This is a genomic window from Phaeodactylibacter luteus, from assembly GCF_007993045.1.
GTDB lineage: Bacteria > Bacteroidota > Bacteroidia > Chitinophagales > Saprospiraceae > Phaeodactylibacter > Phaeodactylibacter luteus.
The window spans coordinates 62,462-80,850 of sequence record NZ_VOOR01000009.1; the positions used below are offsets into that span (position 1 = coordinate 62,462).

The 18,389-nt window shown below is 54.4% G+C and carries 12 protein-coding genes; 4 read left to right on the forward strand and 8 right to left on the reverse strand.

What is annotated here, in order from left to right:
- Nucleotides 1-50: 50 nt before the first annotated feature.
- Nucleotides 51-812 carry a M48 family metallopeptidase gene (locus FRY97_RS06210; RefSeq protein ID WP_170254526.1) on the forward strand — a complete coding sequence of 254 codons (762 nt, stop codon included), beginning with the start codon at nt 51-53 and terminating at the stop codon, nt 810-812.
- A gap of 115 nt (nt 813-927) precedes the next feature.
- Here FRY97_RS06210 and rplI read toward each other — a convergent pair whose 3' ends face one another.
- Genes rplI through rpsF form a run of 3 tightly spaced genes read right to left on the reverse strand, consistent with a single transcriptional unit; the run spans nt 928 to nt 2,165 of the window.
- Entirely contained in the window at nt 928-1,377 is a 450-nt protein-coding gene (rplI, locus tag FRY97_RS06215) for a 50S ribosomal protein L9 (RefSeq protein ID WP_147166580.1), read from the reverse strand.
- Between the two features lie 27 nt (nt 1,378-1,404).
- Complete coding sequence (rpsR, locus tag FRY97_RS06220) at nt 1,405-1,671, reverse strand: 30S ribosomal protein S18 (protein ID WP_147166581.1); 267 nt, start codon at nt 1,669-1,671, stop codon at nt 1,405-1,407.
- 38 nt (nt 1,672-1,709) lie between these two features.
- Complete coding sequence (rpsF, locus tag FRY97_RS06225; RefSeq protein ID WP_147166582.1) at nt 1,710-2,165, reverse strand: 30S ribosomal protein S6; 456 nt, start codon at nt 2,163-2,165, stop codon at nt 1,710-1,712.
- A gap of 358 nt (nt 2,166-2,523) precedes the next feature.
- On the opposite strand from rpsF, the gene FRY97_RS06230 reads away from it, so the two are divergent.
- Nucleotides 2,524-5,976: a pyruvate carboxylase gene (locus FRY97_RS06230; protein WP_147166583.1), complete on the forward strand. Its 3,453-nt coding sequence runs from the start codon at nt 2,524-2,526 to the stop codon at nt 5,974-5,976.
- Nucleotides 5,977-6,215: 239 nt separating this feature from the next.
- Here the strand turns inward: FRY97_RS06230 and FRY97_RS06235 are convergent, their stop codons facing one another.
- From FRY97_RS06235 to FRY97_RS06255, 5 genes are all read right to left on the reverse strand, one after another.
- The gene (locus tag FRY97_RS06235; RefSeq protein ID WP_147166584.1) at nt 6,216-7,952 is read right to left on the reverse strand and encodes a carboxypeptidase-like regulatory domain-containing protein; all 1,737 of its coding nucleotides are present in this window, start codon (nt 7,950-7,952) and stop codon (nt 6,216-6,218) included.
- A 682-nt stretch (nt 7,953-8,634) separates the two neighbouring features.
- Complete coding sequence (locus FRY97_RS06240) at nt 8,635-10,764, reverse strand: elongation factor G (protein ID WP_147166585.1); 2,130 nt, start codon at nt 10,762-10,764, stop codon at nt 8,635-8,637.
- A gap of 292 nt (nt 10,765-11,056) precedes the next feature.
- On the reverse strand, nt 11,057-11,977 hold the full coding sequence (locus FRY97_RS06245) for an isoaspartyl peptidase/L-asparaginase family protein (protein ID WP_147166586.1): 921 nt from the start codon (nt 11,975-11,977) through the stop codon (nt 11,057-11,059).
- 51 nt (nt 11,978-12,028) lie between these two features.
- Nucleotides 12,029-13,375, reverse strand: a complete 1,347-nt coding sequence (locus FRY97_RS06250; protein WP_147166587.1) for a SusD/RagB family nutrient-binding outer membrane lipoprotein — start codon at nt 13,373-13,375, stop codon at nt 12,029-12,031.
- Between the two features lie 32 nt (nt 13,376-13,407).
- Complete coding sequence (locus tag FRY97_RS06255) at nt 13,408-16,560, reverse strand: SusC/RagA family TonB-linked outer membrane protein (RefSeq protein ID WP_147166588.1); 3,153 nt, start codon at nt 16,558-16,560, stop codon at nt 13,408-13,410.
- Between the two features lie 341 nt (nt 16,561-16,901).
- On the opposite strand from FRY97_RS06255, the gene FRY97_RS22285 reads away from it, so the two are divergent.
- Together FRY97_RS22285 and FRY97_RS06260 are read left to right on the forward strand one after the other, a co-directional pair.
- Nucleotides 16,902-17,051, forward strand: coding sequence for a hypothetical protein (locus FRY97_RS22285; protein ID WP_170254527.1), 150 nt, complete (start codon nt 16,902-16,904; stop codon nt 17,049-17,051).
- Between the two features lie 207 nt (nt 17,052-17,258).
- Complete coding sequence (locus FRY97_RS06260; RefSeq protein WP_147166589.1) at nt 17,259-18,128, forward strand: T9SS-dependent choice-of-anchor J family protein; 870 nt, start codon at nt 17,259-17,261, stop codon at nt 18,126-18,128.
- Nucleotides 18,129-18,389 lie beyond the last annotated feature (261 nt).

Below are 18,389 nucleotides of genomic sequence, written 5' to 3' on the forward strand. Positions count from 1 at the left end.
TTGTTTTCCGCAAGGATTATCTTTCCATGAACTTTCCCCAACCGACAAAAATGCCCAAAAAGACCATCAAACATTCAGCCCGCATCGACTTTCAGCTAAAAGTGGAAGGACAAGAAATACCCGCCCGCCTGTACCGGGAATTCCGCACCAATGTGCGGGCCAGCATAGGCAAAACTGCGGCCATCCTCCGGCTCCCGGTCCACCTTTCTAAAGCGGAACAAGACCGGCAGGTCAAGTGGTTCACCTCTTGGGTTGCGCAGCGGGTCAGCCAAAGCAAAGCCCTCTCCGATCACTTTGAGCCCCGCACCTATCGAGATGGGGATATCCTGCAGGTTGGAGAACGCCGATACTCCCTGAAGCTGCAATGGGAAGACCGCAAAACCCATACGGGCAAACTTTTGCCGGAAGGCAGCATCCTGCTCAAGCTGAGCCGGGAAGACAATGGGCACAGCCTTTCCAAAAACATACAGCACCTGCTCAGCCGGATTGTCGCTCAAGACTTCCTGCCGGCCATCACCCAGCGGGTGCAGGAGCTCAACCAACAACACTTCCAACAGCCCATCAATGGCGTACACCTCAAGTACAACCACAGCAACTGGGGCAGCTGCTCCTCTGCTGGCAACATCAACCTCTCTACCCGTTTGCTGTTCGCCCCTCAGGAGGTTATAGACTACGTCATCATCCACGAGCTGGCGCACCGCTTGGAAATGAACCACTCGCCAAGGTTCTGGAAATTGGTGTCCGATGCTATGCCCGACTACAAGGACAAAGAGGAGTGGCTGAAGGTGAACGGCAGCAAGCTCACTTTTTGACCAGCCTGCCGGTGCCCACAAAAAAGCCGGCTGCCCAGGTTGCCCCAGTAGCCGGCTTGCTTATGTAGATTGTTTATAGTTCAGCGGCAAAATTACGCTTTGCCGGATAGGCAGCTTACTCTGCGATGACCTCGAAGTTGACCTTGATGTCCACTTCAGGGTGCAGGTTCAGCTGAGCAGTGTAAGTGCCGAGGGTTTTGATGTCCTCTTCAGGCATGACCACACGGCGGCGGTCCACCTCGATGCCCATCTGATCTTTCAATGCAGCAGCAATCTGAACATTGGTTACGCTACCGAAGATTTTTTCGCTTTGTCCTGCCTTCGCGCCAATTTTCAGCACTTCGCCTTTCAGCTTAGCCGCCATGTCTACGAATTCAGCTTTGCGCGCAGCCAGTTCAGCCTCTTCTTTGCGCTTAATTTCATCCAGCTTAGCCATATTGGCAGTATTAGCTACCAAAGCCAGGCCTTGAGGGATGAGGTAGTTGCGTGCATAGCCCGGCTTAACCGTTACGACTTCATGCTTGTCGCCTACCTTATCCATATCTTGCAACAGAATGATATCCATCTTTCAAAAATTTAGAGGGCTAGAGAATTACTTCAGCAAGTCGGTTACATAAGGCAGGATAGCCAAGTGGCGGGCCCGCTTCACCGCAGTAGCGACTTTGCGCTGATACTTCAGAGAGTTGCCAGTGATACGGCGGGGCAGGATTTTGCCCTGCTCGTTCACGAACTGAGTCAGGAAGTCTGCGTCTTTGTAATCGATGTACTTGATACCGAATTTGCGGAAGCGGCAGTATTTGGTGCGCTTCTGGCCAATCTTCGGGTTGCTGAGGAACTTAATATCGTCTCTTGATGCCATGATCTTTCAACTTTGAGGATTAAACAATGTAGCGCGGCCTACTCTTCTTCTTCGCTTTTCTTAGCAGGTGCCGGCTTAGCCTGTGGCTTGCCACCTTTGCGGCGGTCGTCGCGGCGATCACTTTTCTTGTCATCGCTTTTCTTAGCGGCTTTCTTCACCTTGCCAATTTTGCCGGCGCGCTTGTCTGCGTTGTACTTTACGCCGTACTTGTCCAGTGCGACGCTCAGGAAGCGCATGATGCGCTCGTCCCTGCGGAAGGCAAGTTCCATCGGGTCGATAAGCTCGCCGTTAGGCGCTTCGAACTCAACGCAGTAGTAAATACCGGAAGTACGCCGGTTGATTGGGTAAGCCAGCTGACGCAGGCCCATTTCGTCCACATGTACGATCTGGCAGCCCTCATTCTTGAGGTGATCGACATATGTCTGAGCTGTCGCTTTGATCTCGTCCCCCGACAGCACCGGGTCTACGATGAATGTTACTTCGTAATTCTTCATTTTGGATCAGACATATTAATGAATAATAAAAAACGCCCACAAGGGCTTTAAACAGCTGAACACCAAGCTGCTGTGCAAACACAACAGGGCCTTGAGCATTTAGCGGCTGCAAAGATAGGCAAACCCTTTGATTTACACAAGCTTTGCAGCGCTTGCCTTCAGGCATTGGAAGGTAGTTCCGTTTATGGTTTTGCACGGTACCCCGGATTGCTTATCTTTCCCGCTCTGTAGAAGCTTGCTGGGGTTTTGGCCTTCTAGCCAAAAAGCAGCAGCAAGCACGAAACGCCCCTATGCGCACCGCAAAAGCCAAAGGGGCCAGCCCTGCCCAGAACACTACAATCACACGTTACAAGGAATTATGAAGCCACAAAGAAAGCGATTTAAGAAGCTACTGGTCGCCAACCGGGGCGAGATTGCCATCCGGGTGCTGCGCGCCGCATCTGAGCTCAACCTGCGCACCGTTGCCATATACACCTATGAAGACCGCTACTCCCTGCACCGCTACAAAGCGGACGAGGCTTATCAGGTTGGCGCAGATGATGACCCCCTCAAGCCTTACCTCGACATTGAGGGGATCATTCAGATAGCCCGCGAGAACGAAGTGGACGCCATACATCCGGGCTACGGCTTCCTTTCGGAAAATGTCAACTTCGCCCGCCGCTGCCGGGAAGAAGGCATCGAGTTTGTCGGCCCCAGCCCCGAAAGCATGGAGCGGCTGGGCGACAAAGTAGCGGCCAAAGCCCTTGCCCGCCAGGAAGAAGTGCCCCTCATCGAAGACAGCCAAGAGCCATTGGCAGATGTGGAGACCGCCCTGCGCGAAGCAGCGCGCATCGGCTATCCTATCATGGTAAAAGCAGCAGCCGGCGGTGGCGGCCGGGGCATGCGCGTAGTGCGTTCAGCCGATGGCCTTCCTGCTGCCTTCCAAGAAGCCAAGCGGGAAGCGGGCAACGCCTTTGGCGATGACACCATTTTCCTCGAAAAATTCATCGACCAGCCCAAGCACATCGAAGTGCAGCTCCTAGGGGACAAATACGGCAACCTTGTGCACCTCTACGAAAGGGACTGCTCTGTGCAGCGACGGTTCCAAAAGGTGGTGGAAGTCGCCCCCTGCCCTTCCATCAACGAAGTGACCAAACAAAAACTGTACGACTACGCCATCCGCCTCGGCAAAGCGGTCAACTACAGCAACGCCGGCACCGTAGAATTTTTGGTAGACCGCAACGAGAACATCTACTTCATTGAAGTGAACCCCCGCATACAAGTAGAACACACCATCACAGAAGAAATAACGGGGGTTGACATCGTGCGCTCGCAGATCCTCATTGCCATGGGGTACGAGCTGAGCCATCGCACCATTTACATCCGAAACCAAGATGATGTGGAGTGCAGTGGCTTCGCCGTGCAGTGCCGGGTCACTACAGAAGACCCCAGCAATGGCTTCAAGCCAGACTACGGCACCCTCATTGCCTACCGCTCTGCCTCTGGCATGGGCATCCGCCTCGACGCAGGCAGCGCCTTCCCCGGAGCAAAAATCTCGCCCTACTTCGACAGCATGCTGGTGAAAGTGACCGCCTGGGGCCGTACCCTCAAAGGCGCTTCCCAGCGCCTGCACCGCGCCCTGCGCGAGTTCCGCATCCGCGGCGTGAGCACCAACATCGGTTTCTTGCTCAACCTACTGCAGGACGAGACCTTCCAAAGAGGGGATGCCACAGTCAATTTCATACAAGACCACCCGGAGCTGCTCGCTATGCCGGATTGGCGCGACCGGGGCACCAAGCTCTTGCGCTACCTGGCAGAGGTGATCGTCAACGACAACCCCGATGTCAAGTTCAAAGACCCGAGCAAGATTTTCCTAGAGCCGGTAGTCCCCTCCTTCGACCCCCTGGCCACCCCGCCGGATGGCACCCGGCAGATACTCCAAAAGCTGGGCCCGGAGCGGTTTGCTCAATGGCTGAAGGAACAAAAATCTATTCAGTACACGGACACGACCTTCCGGGATGCCCACCAATCGCTTTTGGCCACCCGTATGCGCACCTACGATATGGAGAAGGTGGCCCACAGCTTTGCCCAGCGCCATGCCAACGATGTATTCTCTATGGAAGTATGGGGCGGTGCCACCTTCGATGTCGCTATGCGGTTCTTAAAGGAATGCCCGTGGAAACGGCTGGAATTCCTACGGGAGGCCATCCCTAATATCTGCTTCCAAATGTTGCTGCGGGGCTCTAATGCTGTAGGCTACACCGCCTACCCCGACAACCTTATCGTTAAGTTTGTAGAAGAGGCTGCCGCCGCCGGTATCGATATCTTCCGGATCTTTGACTCCCTCAACTGGGTAGAGGCCATGAAGACCAGCATCCGCGCGGTGCGCGAGCGCACCAACAGCGTGGCCGAAGCTTGTATCTGCTATACCGGCGACATCACCGACCCCAAGCGCGCCAAATACAACCTACAGTACTACATCGATCTTGCGCGGCAGCTGGAAGACGAAGGCGCTCACATCATTGCCATCAAAGACATGGCAGGATTGCTGAAACCGCTTGCCGCACAGGAGCTCATCGGGGCCCTGCGCAGCCATATCGAAGCACCTATACATCTGCATACCCACGATACCTCTTCCATACAGGCCAGCACTTATATTAAAGCCATAGAGGCTGGGGTAGATGTAGTGGATGTCGCCATCAGCTCTATGTCTGGCCTCACCTCACAGCCCAGCTTCAACGCCGTGGCCGCCATGATGCAACAGCACGAACGGGAGCACCCTGTAGACCTGCATTCGCTCAATGAGTTCTCCACTTATTGGGAAGCCGTACGCCGGTACTACTACCCCTTCGAGACAGAGCTGCGCGCAGGCACAGCCGAAGTCTATGAGCACGAAATCCCCGGTGGGCAGTACTCCAACCTGCGGCCCCAAGCGCGGGCGCTCGGGCTGGAAGAACAGTTTGAGGCCATCAAAAAGAACTACCGCATCGCCAATCAGCTGTTCGGCGATATCGTCAAAGTGACGCCTAGCTCCAAAGTAGTGGGCGACATGGCCATGTTCATGACCGCCAACAACCTCACGGAGCAAGACATTTTCGAAAAAGGGGACAAGCTCGCTTTCCCAGATAGCGTAAAAGCGCTGATGAGGGGCGACCTGGGGCAAACCCCGGGCGGTTTCCCTGAAAAAATCCAACAGCTCATCCTCAAAGGCGAAAAGCCGTATACGGAGCGGCCTAATGCCCACCTCGAGCCTGTCGATTTTGACAAGGAGGTCCCTGCATTCCGGCAAAAATTCGGACAGCACCTCGATATGCGCAACTTCCTAGCTTACAAGCTTTACCCTAAAGTTTACGAAGACTACCGCGAGCATTATGAGACCTACGCCTTGGTACGGGCGCTGCCCACACCGGCCTTCTTCTTCGGGCTGAAGCCCAACGAGGAAATCATGGTCACCCTGAGCAAAGGGAAAAGCCTGCTCGTGAAGTACATCAATATGTCTGAGCCAGACGCACAGGGCGTACGCCTCGTCTTCTTTCAGCTGAACGGGCAGACCCGTTCTGTGCCTGTGCGGGACAAGAGCGTACAAACAGAGGTTGTCCTCAACCGCAAGGTAACGCATGACAAGCAGGTAGGCGCCCCGCTACAAGGCAACATCTCTAAAATCTTGGTGGAAGAAGGCCAAGAAGTCGCCCTCAATACCCCCCTGTTCACCATAGAGGCCATGAAAATGGAATCTACCATTACCTCCCCTGTAGCAGGCAAGGTAAAGAAGGTCTACCTTACCGAAAAAACCTTGGTAGAGCAGGATGACCTTGTGATCGAGCTGGAGTAAGCAGTGCGCTCCACCAAAATCGAGTAGGAGAAAGTTAATCCACGCCATCAGTGCTGCAGGCACTCCAAAGATGGCTGGGTTAGCTTTCCTCTGCTCACACTGAGATGTGTTAAAAAATCAGGACATCAAATTCTCTTAAATTTGTGTTCTTCTTCCATCAGCGAAAGAAAGGGAAACATAGGGCGGAGGGAAGATTTGTCAAGTTGAGAACGCTAATTGTATACATTTTATCAAGCCACTTAGAAATACAACTGTAAGCCCAGGCCAAACTGGTAGTAGCCCAGACTAAATGGATTGCGAAAGTTTTTTCCGTACAGTAGCACACGCTCTTCCCCTTGTTTGGCTATTACCTCCAACTTATTATACATACTGAAGGGAAGGTAGCTGTCCAAGGCCAGGTAAGAACGGGCACCTACTCGGTATTTCAATTGCAATCCGGTGATCAAATTTATCTGTTGAGAGGATTCGTTGACCTGCACAGCTTCCTCTTGTAGGGTAGTATTTTGCAATAAATCACCAAAGGGCAATCCCTCGCCGGTTTCCAAGTCAGCTTCAAAATAATTAGCACCTGCGCTGATTCCAATCAGGCATCTTTGATTTTTTGTTATAGGTTGACTCCTGGTCATCAAAAGGGAATGCGAGTTTACCTTTCGGGTAAAACCTATGGAAGCTCCCCCAGCATACCCTATCCCCCAAACGTTATTGAGGCGGTAATTCACTTGGAAAGCCAAAACAACCTCATTCACACCACTGCGCAATTGGCCGTCAAGACCGGATTCGTACAGTGCGGACAGCTCGCTCCAGGGCTTGTACCTCAGCAAGCCAAGCCCCACATTATATGATATATTTTTAAATACCCCCTGAAAGCCCCTACCTTGCAATTGCGCAGTTTCACCTTTAGACAACTCCTGTACGAGTCTGTCATTATAATGAACTTGGTCTTTAAAAGAAATTAGGTCTGTTGAAGGAGTATGCCTGTTCAAATAGAAAAAATTATTCAGGTATATGCAGTTAGCGGGTTCCACATCTTTTTCTGAAAACCCAGTCCGGTAATTGATGAAACTCAGCCGAAAGAAACGATCCTCTTTAAAATACTCGATGGTGAAGTGGCGAAAGAGCCGGCTGGAATATCTATTTTGTACAAAGCTTTGTAATTTTTCTTTCTTGGTTGTGTATTCTGCTCTTACCAGAGCATAAGTGCTATCCTGAATATACAATGCACCATAATACCCCGGGGTTTCAAACTCCATTTTGAACAAGGCCCCACCCATATAACTGAGGGTATCCAAAAGCTTGAACCGGTATTTCTCCGCAAAGATATCATCTAAGGGGGCCTCTCGGGCAGCCACAACATCAAAACGGTGTACATTGTGCGCCCCTGCTATAATTGTTGTAAAAGGCGAATACCCGGGCTTTTGAAATTCGACCTCTCCATCAAGGATTCGAACGGTGCTATACTTATTCGGCTTGGAATAGGTCAGCTTATCTGCTTCGATAATAGCATCAGCTGAGTAAATCAGATCTTGGTACAAGCTATCGGCAGCCAATTGCTCAATTACACGCCCGGTGATTCGTTCGCTTTGCTGTGGGTAGTTCTCCGGAATGGCGTCTAACACTTTTTGAAGCAGGTCTCTTTCGCGGTCTACGTAAGTGACGACTACTTCGGAAAGCGACAGAGAAGCAGCATGTAGCCCGATAATGTTGGGGGCACCTACAGTAAGCTCTGCTCTCTTGGGTTCATAACCAATTGCAGTGATCATGACTTCTATCTTCTGCTCATCTGCCCGGTGCGAAAAAGTACCGTTCAGATCAGCGACAAAGCCGGATTGACCTTCGGGCAGTATTTGAAAGTGTGCATAAGGTATTAACTCCTTACTATCCACATCTTGTATTTCTCCATAAAAAGTATGCTCCTGAGCCGAGATAGCCAAAGACATCAATTGCAAAATAAGCACAATCAAAGTAATCCCTTTCATAGGTGGTGATATTACAAAATTGCTCGCCCTTGGACACAAACCAGACTACCCTTTTTAAAGGCCTGCCCCCTCCGCAAGGATAGGGGCCTGCCCCTGCCAGCAGGCAGGTGCCGCTATGCTCCGGGGCTCGCTGTCCGCTCGGCCCTGTCGGGCTTGCCACCCCTGCGCAGCGCTAGGCCAAGGCTAGCCTAAAGCCCGAAAAGCATCAACACCTGCAGCATTTTGGTTGACGCCCTTTTCCCTTTCTATTAATATTGATCTCCAACTTGAATCTATCATCAAGCAGATTATATATCAGCTGGGCATGCTGCCGCTGCAAGCAGCCCCTGCTCAAGGTAGTACACTCCTGACCTTAGACTTCCAAAATAGGGTTTCTCCGTCGATACTGGAAGTTTTGATTTCATCTGCGGCTTTAATCTTAACTTGGCAAGCCCCTCTCTCAAATGGCCTTCTACACAATAAGGCTTCCTCAGGCCAGGGCTTTGCGGACAGCTCCCCTCACGAAGAGAGCCCTCTTGCTATTCACTGATATACCCCTCCTGCCCAACCTGTAGCAGCCTGCCCCCAAGCTACGCCCAAAGTAAGTGGACGAACAGAAGGCTGTACTGCTTCCTGCCGGACACCCTTTCAGGTTTCAGGAGCAGCCCGGGGCTGTACAAGCGGCACCTCCCAGAGCGAAAAGCTAGGCCTCTGCTGTAGCCTCCTCGTGCGCCTTCATCAGCTCGGCCTGCAGATCGCCAGGGACGGGCTGATACGCCAAAAACTCCTGATGGAATTTAGCGCGCCCCTGAGAAAGGGAGCGCAGGCGGGAAGAGTATTCGTACAGCTCTGCCAGTGGCACATGAGCCGTGATTTTCTGATAGTGCCCATCGCTGTCCATGCCCATAATCATGGCCCGGCGGGTCTGAAGATCTCCCATGATATCCCCCATCGACTCATCAGAGCAAAGGATGTCTAATTGATATACCGGCTCCAGCAATTGAGGGGATGCATCCCGGAAGGCTTGCCGGAAAGCTTGTTTTGTGGCCAGCATGAAGGCCATGTCGTTGGAGTCTACCGCATGCATTTTGCCATCGTAAATGCACACGCGGATATCCTGGCAGGGCGAGCCAGTGAGCGGCCCTTCCTCCATGCGCTGCATCAGCCCTTTCTTGATGGCATTAGCATACTTGGCATCGATTGAGCCCCCTACTATACACCAGTAGAACGCCAGCTTGCCGCCCCAAGGCAGTTCCTCTACTTCCTTGTTGCGCACACTAAGCCCCTGTGGGTCAGCCATGCCTTCCTCCCAAGGATCTATCCGGAGGTGTACTTCGGCAAATTGGCCTGCGCCGCCAGATTGCTTTTTATGGCGGTACATACTATCTGCTGCCCGGGTGATGGTTTCGCGGTAGGAAATGCGCGGCCGGGCAAACTCCATGCTCACCTGATTGACTTTCTCGATCCGGTAGCGGATAAGGTCGAGGTGGAGCTGCCCCTGCCCGTGGAGTATCGTTTGGCGGAGCGCTGCAGACTGCTCCACGATCAACGTGGGGTCTTCCTCCTCAATCTGATGAAGGGCCTTGATCAGCTTCTCCATATCGTTTGCGTTCAACGGCTGTACCGCTTCCCGGATGCGGGGCTCGGGGAAATCTATCAAGCGTATCTGCCGGTCTATACCTTTGATATTGAGCGTATTGTTAGTATGGCTGTTCTTCAGCTTGACCGTCACGCCGATATCTCCGGCTTTAAGCCGGGGCACCGCCTCCCGGTTTTTGCCCTCTGCGATAAAGAGCTGGCCAAAGCGCTCTGCCGTGCCATTCTTTGCATTGATCAGCTCATCGCCTGCGCTCAGCGTACCAGCGTACACTTTGAAGTAAGAGACCATGCCCACCTGCGGCTCTGTCATGGTTTTGTAGATGAACACCGTAGTGTCCTCCTCTGCATCACAGGGCAAAGTCGCCTCCTCCCCTTCCAATCGCGCGGCCGGGCGGTCGGCAGGTGAGGGGCAAATGTCATTGATGAAACCCATAATCCGGCCACTGCCCATATTCCTTACCGCCGAACAGACAAAAACAGGGAACAGCTGCTGATGGGCAATCGCAATGCGCAGCCCTTCCGTCAGCTCTTCCTCAGTGAGGGAGCCTTCATCGAAAAAACGCTCCATCAGCCCTTCGTCATTCTCGGCCGCAGCCTCCACCAAGGCGTTGTGCATTTCTTGTGCCCGGCCCAGCTCTGCCTCAGGGATAGGCACTTTCTCTGGCTTGCCGCCCCCATCCGGGAAAACGTACATCACCATCCGCAGGGCGTCTACAATCGTATGGAAACCCACCCCTGTACTGATCGGGTACTGCACCGGCACCACTTTCTCGCCAAAGCGGGCCTGCGCCTGTGCCAGGGTCTGCTCAAAGTCCGCTTTCTCATGATCTACTTGATTGATGACAAACAGGCAGGGCGTTTCAAAACGGCTTACGTAGTCCCAAATGAGCTCAGTGCCCACTTCCACACCGTTTTGCGCATTGAGCATCATGATACCGGTATCTGCTACCTTGAGCGCGGAGACCACCTCCCCTACGAAATCATCAAAGCCCGGGGTATCTATAATGTTGATTTTAGAGTCCTTCCATTCCGCGTGTGTAAGGGAAGCAAAAATAGAGTTGCCCCGCTCCCGTTCGATATTTGTGTAATCAGACTGCGTATTCCGCTCTTCCACACTGCCCATGCGGGTGATATCCCCTGCTTCAAAAAGCATACATTCGGTAAAGGTCGTTTTGCCACTGCCTGTATGGCCCAATAAAGCGACGTTGCGGAGGTTTTGGGTTTCGAAACTCATAATGCGGATGCTTTTGGTTAGTAATTGTGGGCGCGGCCAGCGCACTGCAGAACTGTCCAAAAATGAAGCGGACAGCTCGCTGCATACCTGAGCCCGGGCATATTTTCCACGACAAGATCCCTCATCGCCTGCCTGTCGCTGATGACCTTTCACAACACATCAAATGATATTTGACAGCCATCTATCAACAAGCAGGAGAGAGAAATAATAAACTGCCAAAATAAAATTAACAGTATTAAATCAGGAAAACAAACCTTAACGCAAAACAAAGGCAACAAAACACTACCTCTTCTCATTCCGCCTCATAAATGGCCGTTACCGGGGGCGCTCCTGCCCGGGCCCAGCCCCGGTACATCCCCTCCGAGTTGAAGGGCAGCGCCACCTGCCCTTGGGCATCCACTGCGATCAGCCCGCCATCACCGCCAAGGGCCAGCTGCTTCTCCAAAATGACCCGCTCGGCGGCCTGCTGCAGGCTTAGCCCAGCGTACTCCATAAGGCAAGAGACGTCATAGGCTACCACCCCGCGCAGGTAGTACTCGCCAAAGCCAGTACAGGAGACCGCGCAGGTCCGGTTGTTGGCATAATTCCCAGCACCAATCACAGCGCTATCGCCTATGCGGCCAAACTGTTTGTTCGTGAGCCCGCCCGTGGAGGTCGCTGCGGCCAGATTGCCGTGCAAGTCGAGGGCCACGGCCCCTACCGTCCCAAACTTGTCGCTATGGTCCAATTGAATTTTCTTGGCCGCCCGGGCCTGCTGCAGCTGCTCGTGCCGCAGAGGGGTAAAAAAGTAATCAGGGGAAGCTTCAGGCAGCCCAAGCTCGCGCGCAAAAGCCATAGCGCCGGGACCGCTGAGGAAAACATAAGGGCTCTGCTCCATCACTGCGCGGGCCAGCAGCACGGGGTTTTTCAAGTGCTCCACCAAAGCGACAGCCCCAGCCTCAAGCGTGCGGCCACACATGATGGAAGCATCCATTTCGTGGCGGCCATCGTGGGTGAAGACAGCCCCACGCCCGGCATTAAAGCAGGGGGCATTCTCCAGGACGGTCACCGCCCGTGCCACGGCATCAACGGCAGTGCCCCCCTCTGAGAGCACCGCCGTACCGGCATTCAGTGCAAGCCTAAGCGCATCGTGATGGGCTGCCTCCTGTTCTGTGGTCATCTGGGTACGCCGGATGGTGCCCGCCCCGCCATGAACAGCTAAAGTATACGACATCTGTTCCAAGTTTAAAGCTGGTGAGGAATGGTGAATGTGCTGCCAACCGTGTTATTGGTCCCACCAAAAGCGGTCTTGCAGGTTCGGGTTTTCTGTTGGGAAATTATTGTTGAACAGGCGCTCATTTTGTGGATAGACGAACCGCCGGGGTATGCCGCCGCCGGGGTTCTGCGGGTTGGCCCCTCCTGCATTGGGCACTAGCTCAGGAAAGCCCGTACGCCGGTAGCCTGTCCAGCCCTCTATTTGGGTAAAGTGGATAATATACAATTGCTGCAGGGCCTGTGCAAGGTCTTCCCCAAAATTTCCGGACAGGGTGGTTTGAGCATCCAGGTAAGCGGCAAGGGCTTCCTCTGCCAGCCCAGGCACTACACTGCGGATATGTGCTTCCACCCCAGCCTTCAAGGCAGCTTGCGCACCATCGCCCCCTGTGCGCAGTAAGGCTTCTGCTTCCAGCAGCTTAAGCTCTGCATAGGTCATTAGGGGTACCGCAGCATCTGTAGCAGCATAGTAGTCCCCTACCCGCTCTATGCCGAATGAACGGCGGATCAGGGCTGACCGGCGGGGGTCGCCAGTGCTTTCCAAGAGGTTGGAAAAGTAGGGGTCCACTTCCACATAGGGCGTATTTTTGAAGTAAACGAACCAAGGGTTCTGCTCAGCTTCCGTAAAACCAAAGGGGTAGGACAGCTCCGCCTCAGGCGATTGGAAGGCCTCTGCTATGGCACCTAATGCCAAAGCTGCCGCTTCCGGGCGCTGCTTGATGGTGTGCAGGTAATATCGGGCTTTAAGGGCATGAGCAGCCTGCACCCAGCGCTGCAGGTCGCCCTGATAAATCACATCGTCGTCTCCCGGGCTGACCGGGCTGTCTGCTTGCAGCTGTGCAATGCCTTCGTCCAACAACTGCTGAACGGTGGTGTACACCTCTTCTTGTGGGTCATAAGCAGGGCTGAAGCGCTGCCCGCCCTGCAAGGCTTCGCCGAAAGGCACATCCCCCCAAAGGGAAGTCAGGGTGCCCAAATTGAGCGCCAAGAGCACATTGGCCACCCCCGCATAATGAGGCTGCCCCTCTTCCAGGGCTTTATCCCTGATGATGCGCAACTGGTTCAGCGGGCCATTGTAAAAATCCTGCCATACCGGGTTCATATTGAAGGCTTCGTCCAGCAGATAGGCTTCTACGGTCACCGCCCGGTTGTCTACCCCTTCAAAGTACTGCGCAAAAATGCCCGCGATGACAGCAGCCTCTCCAGACATCAGCTCCGCCGTCTCTTCCATAGCAGTAGGGAGGAGCACCTGCACGGGCACGTCTGTAGGGTCGTTGGGGTTGATGTTGGCCTGCTCTAGGTTGCAGCCTGCAAAAATAGTTAGGAGCAGGCCCAGTAGGATATATCGGTAGTAAGTCATCTCGTGTTGGTTTTTATGGTTGAAGGGCCAAACTAAAGCCCGATTTTCAGGTTCACGCCCAGGCTTCTGGTATTGGGGCTATTGAAATAATCGCGCCCGAAGCTGTTGCTCGCACCAGCCAGATTGGTCTCCGGGTCAATGCCGCTGTAAGGGGTAAACAAAAACAGATTGCGCCCGCTCAGCCCTAGCTCCAAGCTGCGCACCGGCAGGCGGGCAGTCACCGCTTCCGGGAAACGGTAGCTGATGGTCAGTTCGCGCAAGCGCACCCAAGAGCCATCTTCGATAGCGGCTTCCGACACTCCGGCAAAAGGGTAACGGCTGTAATAGCGGGAATCTCGCCTCACTGCAGTACGGTTGGGCTGCCCGCCCACCTCTTCCCCATCTATGACGGTGCCTGGAGCATACACCCCTTCAATCACTACTTCCTCCTCCCGCTGCTCGGTGCTCTTGTGGGTGCCCAAGTTTTTCATCACGCCTACGGTGCCGTTGAAGATGTCGCCCCCCTGCCGGATATCAAGCAGGACAGAGGCATAGAGCCCTTTCCAGGAAAAGCTGTTGCGGAGCCCAGCGAGCCAGTCCGGGTTGGGATCGCCCACTATGCCGGGGTCCTGAGGGTCGTACACAGGGTAGCCATCAGCGTCTATCAGCAGGTCTCCCGCTTCGCTCCTCGACCACCGGGTGCCGTACAGCACGCCAAAGGGCTGCCCCTCGATAGCCCGGTTGTTGGTAGACGCAACACCAGCTGAGCCGAAGGAGAGGTCGGGCACCCCTTCGCCCAGGGATTCCACCGTATTTTCATTGGCGGTAAAATTCAGGTCCACGTCCCAGCTAAAGCTTTCGGTTTGCAAAGGCGTAGCATTGAGCTGCAGCTCGACCCCCCGGTTGCGCACCCGGCCTGCATTGGTAATGACAGTCGAAAAGCCCGTAGAAAAGGTGACCGGCACCGCGAGGATTTGGTCGGTGCTCTCCAGGTCGTACCAAGTCACGTCTAGCCCCAAACGGCTCTGAAAAAAACGCAGGTCAGCCCCGATCTCCATGGTCCGGGTCTGCTCTGGGCGCAGTCCTGGATTGCCAATACTCGTGGAGGGGGAAAAAGCCGTCTGCCCTTTCACCGGGCTGCCCAGCACAAAGAAATTGTCGAGGGCATAGGCGAAAGCATCCTTCCCGATACGGGCATAGGACAGCCGAAGCTTGCCGAATGAGAACACGGGGTCTGTAGCCAGCCCCAAAGGCTCTGTAAATACAAAGCCTAAGCTGTAACTGTCGTAGAAAAATGGGACATTCTCGGTAGGCAGGGTCGATGACCAGTCCCAGCGCCCGGTAAAGCTCAGGTAGAGGTAGTCCCGGAAACCCACCTGCCCGTCGTAGAAAGCGCCCGCAATCCGCCGCCGGGTCTCGCTATCGTCCACGAAAGTGACCTGAGAAACGTTGGAGATGTCATAAAAACCCGGGATGATGAAGTTTTCGCCTTCCTGCACGCTAGAATATCCGCGCTCGCTGAAATAGTTGTGGCCCGCCGTGAGCCGGGCGGTAAAAGACTCGCTCAGGCGGCTTTCTGCCGTCAGGAGGAAGTCCGAATTGACACTCCGGTAAGCATAAAGGTCATTGAAAATGACGCCAGTGCCAAATTCATTGCTCTGATTGTCCCAGTGGGAAGTGCGCTCCTCAAAGTAAAAGTCGGTGCCCAAGCGGTAAACTGCATTCAGCCAGGGCGCCAGCTCGTAGCTGAAGCCGGCATTGCCGATAATACGGTTGACACGGTCCCGGCTCAGGTTGCGGTTGACCGACCAGTAGGGGTTGTCATAAGCGCCCCAATAGGTACGCGGGGTGCCATCGGGCAGCAGGTAAGCGCCGGTTTCGTCTTCTGCATCCTCATACCCATTGGCCAAATCAAAAGAGGCCGGCGCCCGGGCCAGGCCCAGCATAACGCCAGAAAGGTTGCTGCCCCGGTTGGTACGGTCACCCCCAGAGTTGATGTAGTTGGCAGAAGCCTGCACCTTGAGTTTTGGGGAAAGCTGTGCATCGCCGCTGACTTTCAGGGTGATGCGCTCAAATGTGCTATTGGGCACAATGCCCGTTTGCCTAAGGTACCCCCCGGAAGCAAAATAGCTGGCCGACTCCCCTCCCCCGCTCGCACTGAGGTAAGTGCTGGAGGTCACTCCTGTATTAAAAAAGTTGCCCAGGTTGTCGAAGGGCGCTACTGCTGCTGCTGTAGCTGTGGGGTCGCTCTGCCCTACAATGCGGCCAAGCCGGCTGTAGCGGTAGGTGGGGTCGCCATCATAGCGCAGGGTATCCATGCGCGGCCCCCATGAGCGGTTCGACTCTCCCGGGGCTGCATATACAGGCACCCCTCCTGAGAGGTCGCCCTGTGCAAAAAGCTGCTGCTGCTCTGGCAGCTTATTGACCTGATCGAAGGTGATGGACTGAGCAAAAGACAGCCCGCCTTTTTTCCGGCCTTTTTTGGTCGTGATCACCACGGCCCCATTGGCCGCACGCACCCCGTACAAAGCAGTCGCCGCACCGCCCTTGAGGATATTGAGGCTTTCGATATCATCCGGGTTGATGTCAATGGCCCGGTTCGACTGATCGGTGAAGTTGGAGCCGGCAAAACTGTTGTCTATGGGCACGCCATCAATGATAAACAACGGGGAGTTCTCCCCCAGGGATGTCCGCCCCCGGATGACAATATTAGCCGACGCCCCAGGATTGCCCGAACTGCTGACCACCTGTACGCCCGCTACTTTGGCGCTAAGGGCATTGACCAGGTTGCCCTCCCGGGCATTGGAAAGCTGTTCGCCGCCAACTTCCTGTGCAGCATAGCCCAAAGCCTTCTGGCTCCGCTCTATCCCGACTGCTGTCACTACGACCTCATCGAGCAAAGCCGCCGCCTCTGACAGGCGGACGTCGATACGCTCGCGCCCGCCTACCGGCACCTCGAGCCGGCGGTATCCAATATAGGTGAAAATCAAAACAGCCTCCTTTGAGCCTGCCTCAAGGGTATACCCCCCATCTATATCAGTAACCGTGCCGGCCGAAGGGTCATCTTTAACAAATACACTTACCCCGATCAGGGGCTGAGGAGAGGGCTGCCCATCTGTTACCGTGCCGCTTACGGTATGCTGTGCGTGCACAGGGAGCATGCCCATCACTGTGCACAGTATTGCTAGTACATAATCTTTGGCCATCGTTGCACCAAATTGTACCCCTCCGAACACCCTTCGAAAGCGCAGGAAGGAGTGGATTAAACAGAAATCATAATTGGGGAAATGTGCGGCAGGAGATCGCCGCAAGGAAGATCAAGAACTGGGCTAGCAGTCAAAGATGGGCTGTAGCCCGCGCAGGCTAGGCGCCTCTTGGCAGCCTCCCCCGGCAGGAGGCAGCGCAATGAAAGGCGGCACGTGTATTTTATTTTCTTTATTCACCTGACAAAAGTAAGCACCACTTTTTTGATTTCAAAACGAATGCCTGCAATACCTCTTTTTTACCGCTCAAAGCAAACCGATGGCAAAAAAGCCCCGGTATTTCTATGGCACAAAACCTATTTTACCTTATATTTGCTGCTCAATATTTCTGCAAAAATAAGATTTACGTGCAAAAGCGGCTTACTCCATCCTTCCTCAAGCCCACCCACAAGCAGCTCAGCCTGATGGGCCTGCAGCCTATATTCGACTGCTAAGCCAAGCACGGGGAAACCGCCTCGCTCTGCAGTCTTTCCATCACAGACATTACCATGTACTTTAGCGTTCTTGGCTCTGCCCGGCGGTGCAGCCTTGAACGATAACAGGCCCAATGCAGCAGCAAGCCGCAGCCCTTTTCCGCATACCTCATTGCCCGTACGGGCAATACGCAATACTCCAATTCTTTACCACTACAAACTTATGCCATGAAAGGACCAATACAACTCCTTATCGTATTGCTGCTTGCAGCAGGCTCCTTCTCTGCTCAAGCACAGGAGACCATTGTTTATGATTTTGAAGACGGCCTGATGCCTGAATCTTTCACCCTGATCAACCGGGACATGCTGGTGCCCAACTCGCCAGAAGACGCTGGCTTCGCCGATACCGCTTGGATGGTCATTGAAAGCGGGCTCCTAGAGAGCTTTGCCGCCCTAAGCCTCTCTTGGTACGTAGACGATGCCGGGCCAGCCGATGACTGGATGATCTTGCCCAAAATCACCGTGGCAGAGGGCTCTACCCTCAGCTGGACAGCCATTTCCACCACTTCTTCTGGCAACTTCCCAGACAGCTACCAGGTGCTCATCAATGCTGGAGAGCCTACTTTTGAAAGTTTCGAGGCCAACGGCGCCATCCTCCTCACCGTAGACCCGGAAGAGTCGGAATCGCCCCAAATGCGGGACATCAGCCTGGCAGATTATGCCGGCCAGGATGTGCACATTGCCTTCCGCAATATCACACCTAGCGGCGATGCCCTGCTCATAGACGACATCACGATCACAGAGGGCATCCTCTCCAGCACTCCAGCGCTGGCTCCTGATCATTTTCAGCTTCAGGTGCAGCCCAACCCCGTACAGGGCCAAGCCATCATCCAATATACCCTGGAGCACAGCAGCCCTGCCCAGCTGATTGTCCGCAATATAAACGGGCAGCAGGTCATGCAAGCCAACCTCGGGCAGCAAGGGGCCGGGCAGCAGCATGTATACTGGGACACCGCCGGGCTCGCAGCAGGGCTGTACACCATCACGGTACAAACCGCTGAGGCCGTCGGCACCATCAAAGCCATGGTACAACCCTAAAGCTCGAAAAGGGCGCAAACCCAATTACCTTTTGGGGCCTGCCCCTGCCCCAATGGGCAGGTGCCGCTATGCTACGGGGCTCGCTATCCGCTCGGCCCTACCGGGCTTGCCACCCCTCCGCAGCGCTAGGCCGGTGCCACCATAGTGCCGATAGCACCCAAAAGCTTGCGATATTGGGATCACCACCCTTGACGATGGGCTGCTCAGCCTGCTGCCTGCCTGTGCCGGCAGCAGGCTATATTGCCCCAACAAGTAGAAAAC

Excerpts from the sequence above, each read along its gene's own strand:
- rpsF (WP_147166582.1), bottom strand. The coding sequence starts at position 2,165 with ATGAAGAATTACGAAGTAACATTCATCGTAGACCCGGTGCTGTCGGGG.
- FRY97_RS06255 (WP_147166588.1), bottom strand. The coding sequence starts at position 16,560 with ATGGCCAAAGATTATGTACTAGCAATACTGTGCACAGTGATGGGCATG.
- rpsR (WP_147166581.1), bottom strand. The coding sequence starts at position 1,671 with ATGGCATCAAGAGACGATATTAAGTTCCTCAGCAACCCGAAGATTGGC.
- FRY97_RS06250 (WP_147166587.1), bottom strand. The coding sequence starts at position 13,375 with ATGACTTACTACCGATATATCCTACTGGGCCTGCTCCTAACTATTTTT.
- FRY97_RS06230 (WP_147166583.1), top strand. The coding sequence starts at position 2,524 with ATGAAGCCACAAAGAAAGCGATTTAAGAAGCTACTGGTCGCCAACCGG.
- FRY97_RS06210 (WP_170254526.1), top strand. The coding sequence starts at position 51 with ATGCCCAAAAAGACCATCAAACATTCAGCCCGCATCGACTTTCAGCTA.
- FRY97_RS06235 (WP_147166584.1), bottom strand. The coding sequence starts at position 7,952 with ATGAAAGGGATTACTTTGATTGTGCTTATTTTGCAATTGATGTCTTTG.
- FRY97_RS06245 (WP_147166586.1), bottom strand. The coding sequence starts at position 11,977 with ATGTCGTATACTTTAGCTGTTCATGGCGGGGCGGGCACCATCCGGCGT.
- FRY97_RS22285 (WP_170254527.1), top strand. The coding sequence starts at position 16,902 with ATGGCACAAAACCTATTTTACCTTATATTTGCTGCTCAATATTTCTGC.
- FRY97_RS06260 (WP_147166589.1), top strand. The coding sequence starts at position 17,259 with ATGAAAGGACCAATACAACTCCTTATCGTATTGCTGCTTGCAGCAGGC.
- FRY97_RS06240 (WP_147166585.1), bottom strand. The coding sequence starts at position 10,764 with ATGAGTTTCGAAACCCAAAACCTCCGCAACGTCGCTTTATTGGGCCAT.
- rplI (WP_147166580.1), bottom strand. The coding sequence starts at position 1,377 with ATGGATATCATTCTGTTGCAAGATATGGATAAGGTAGGCGACAAGCAT.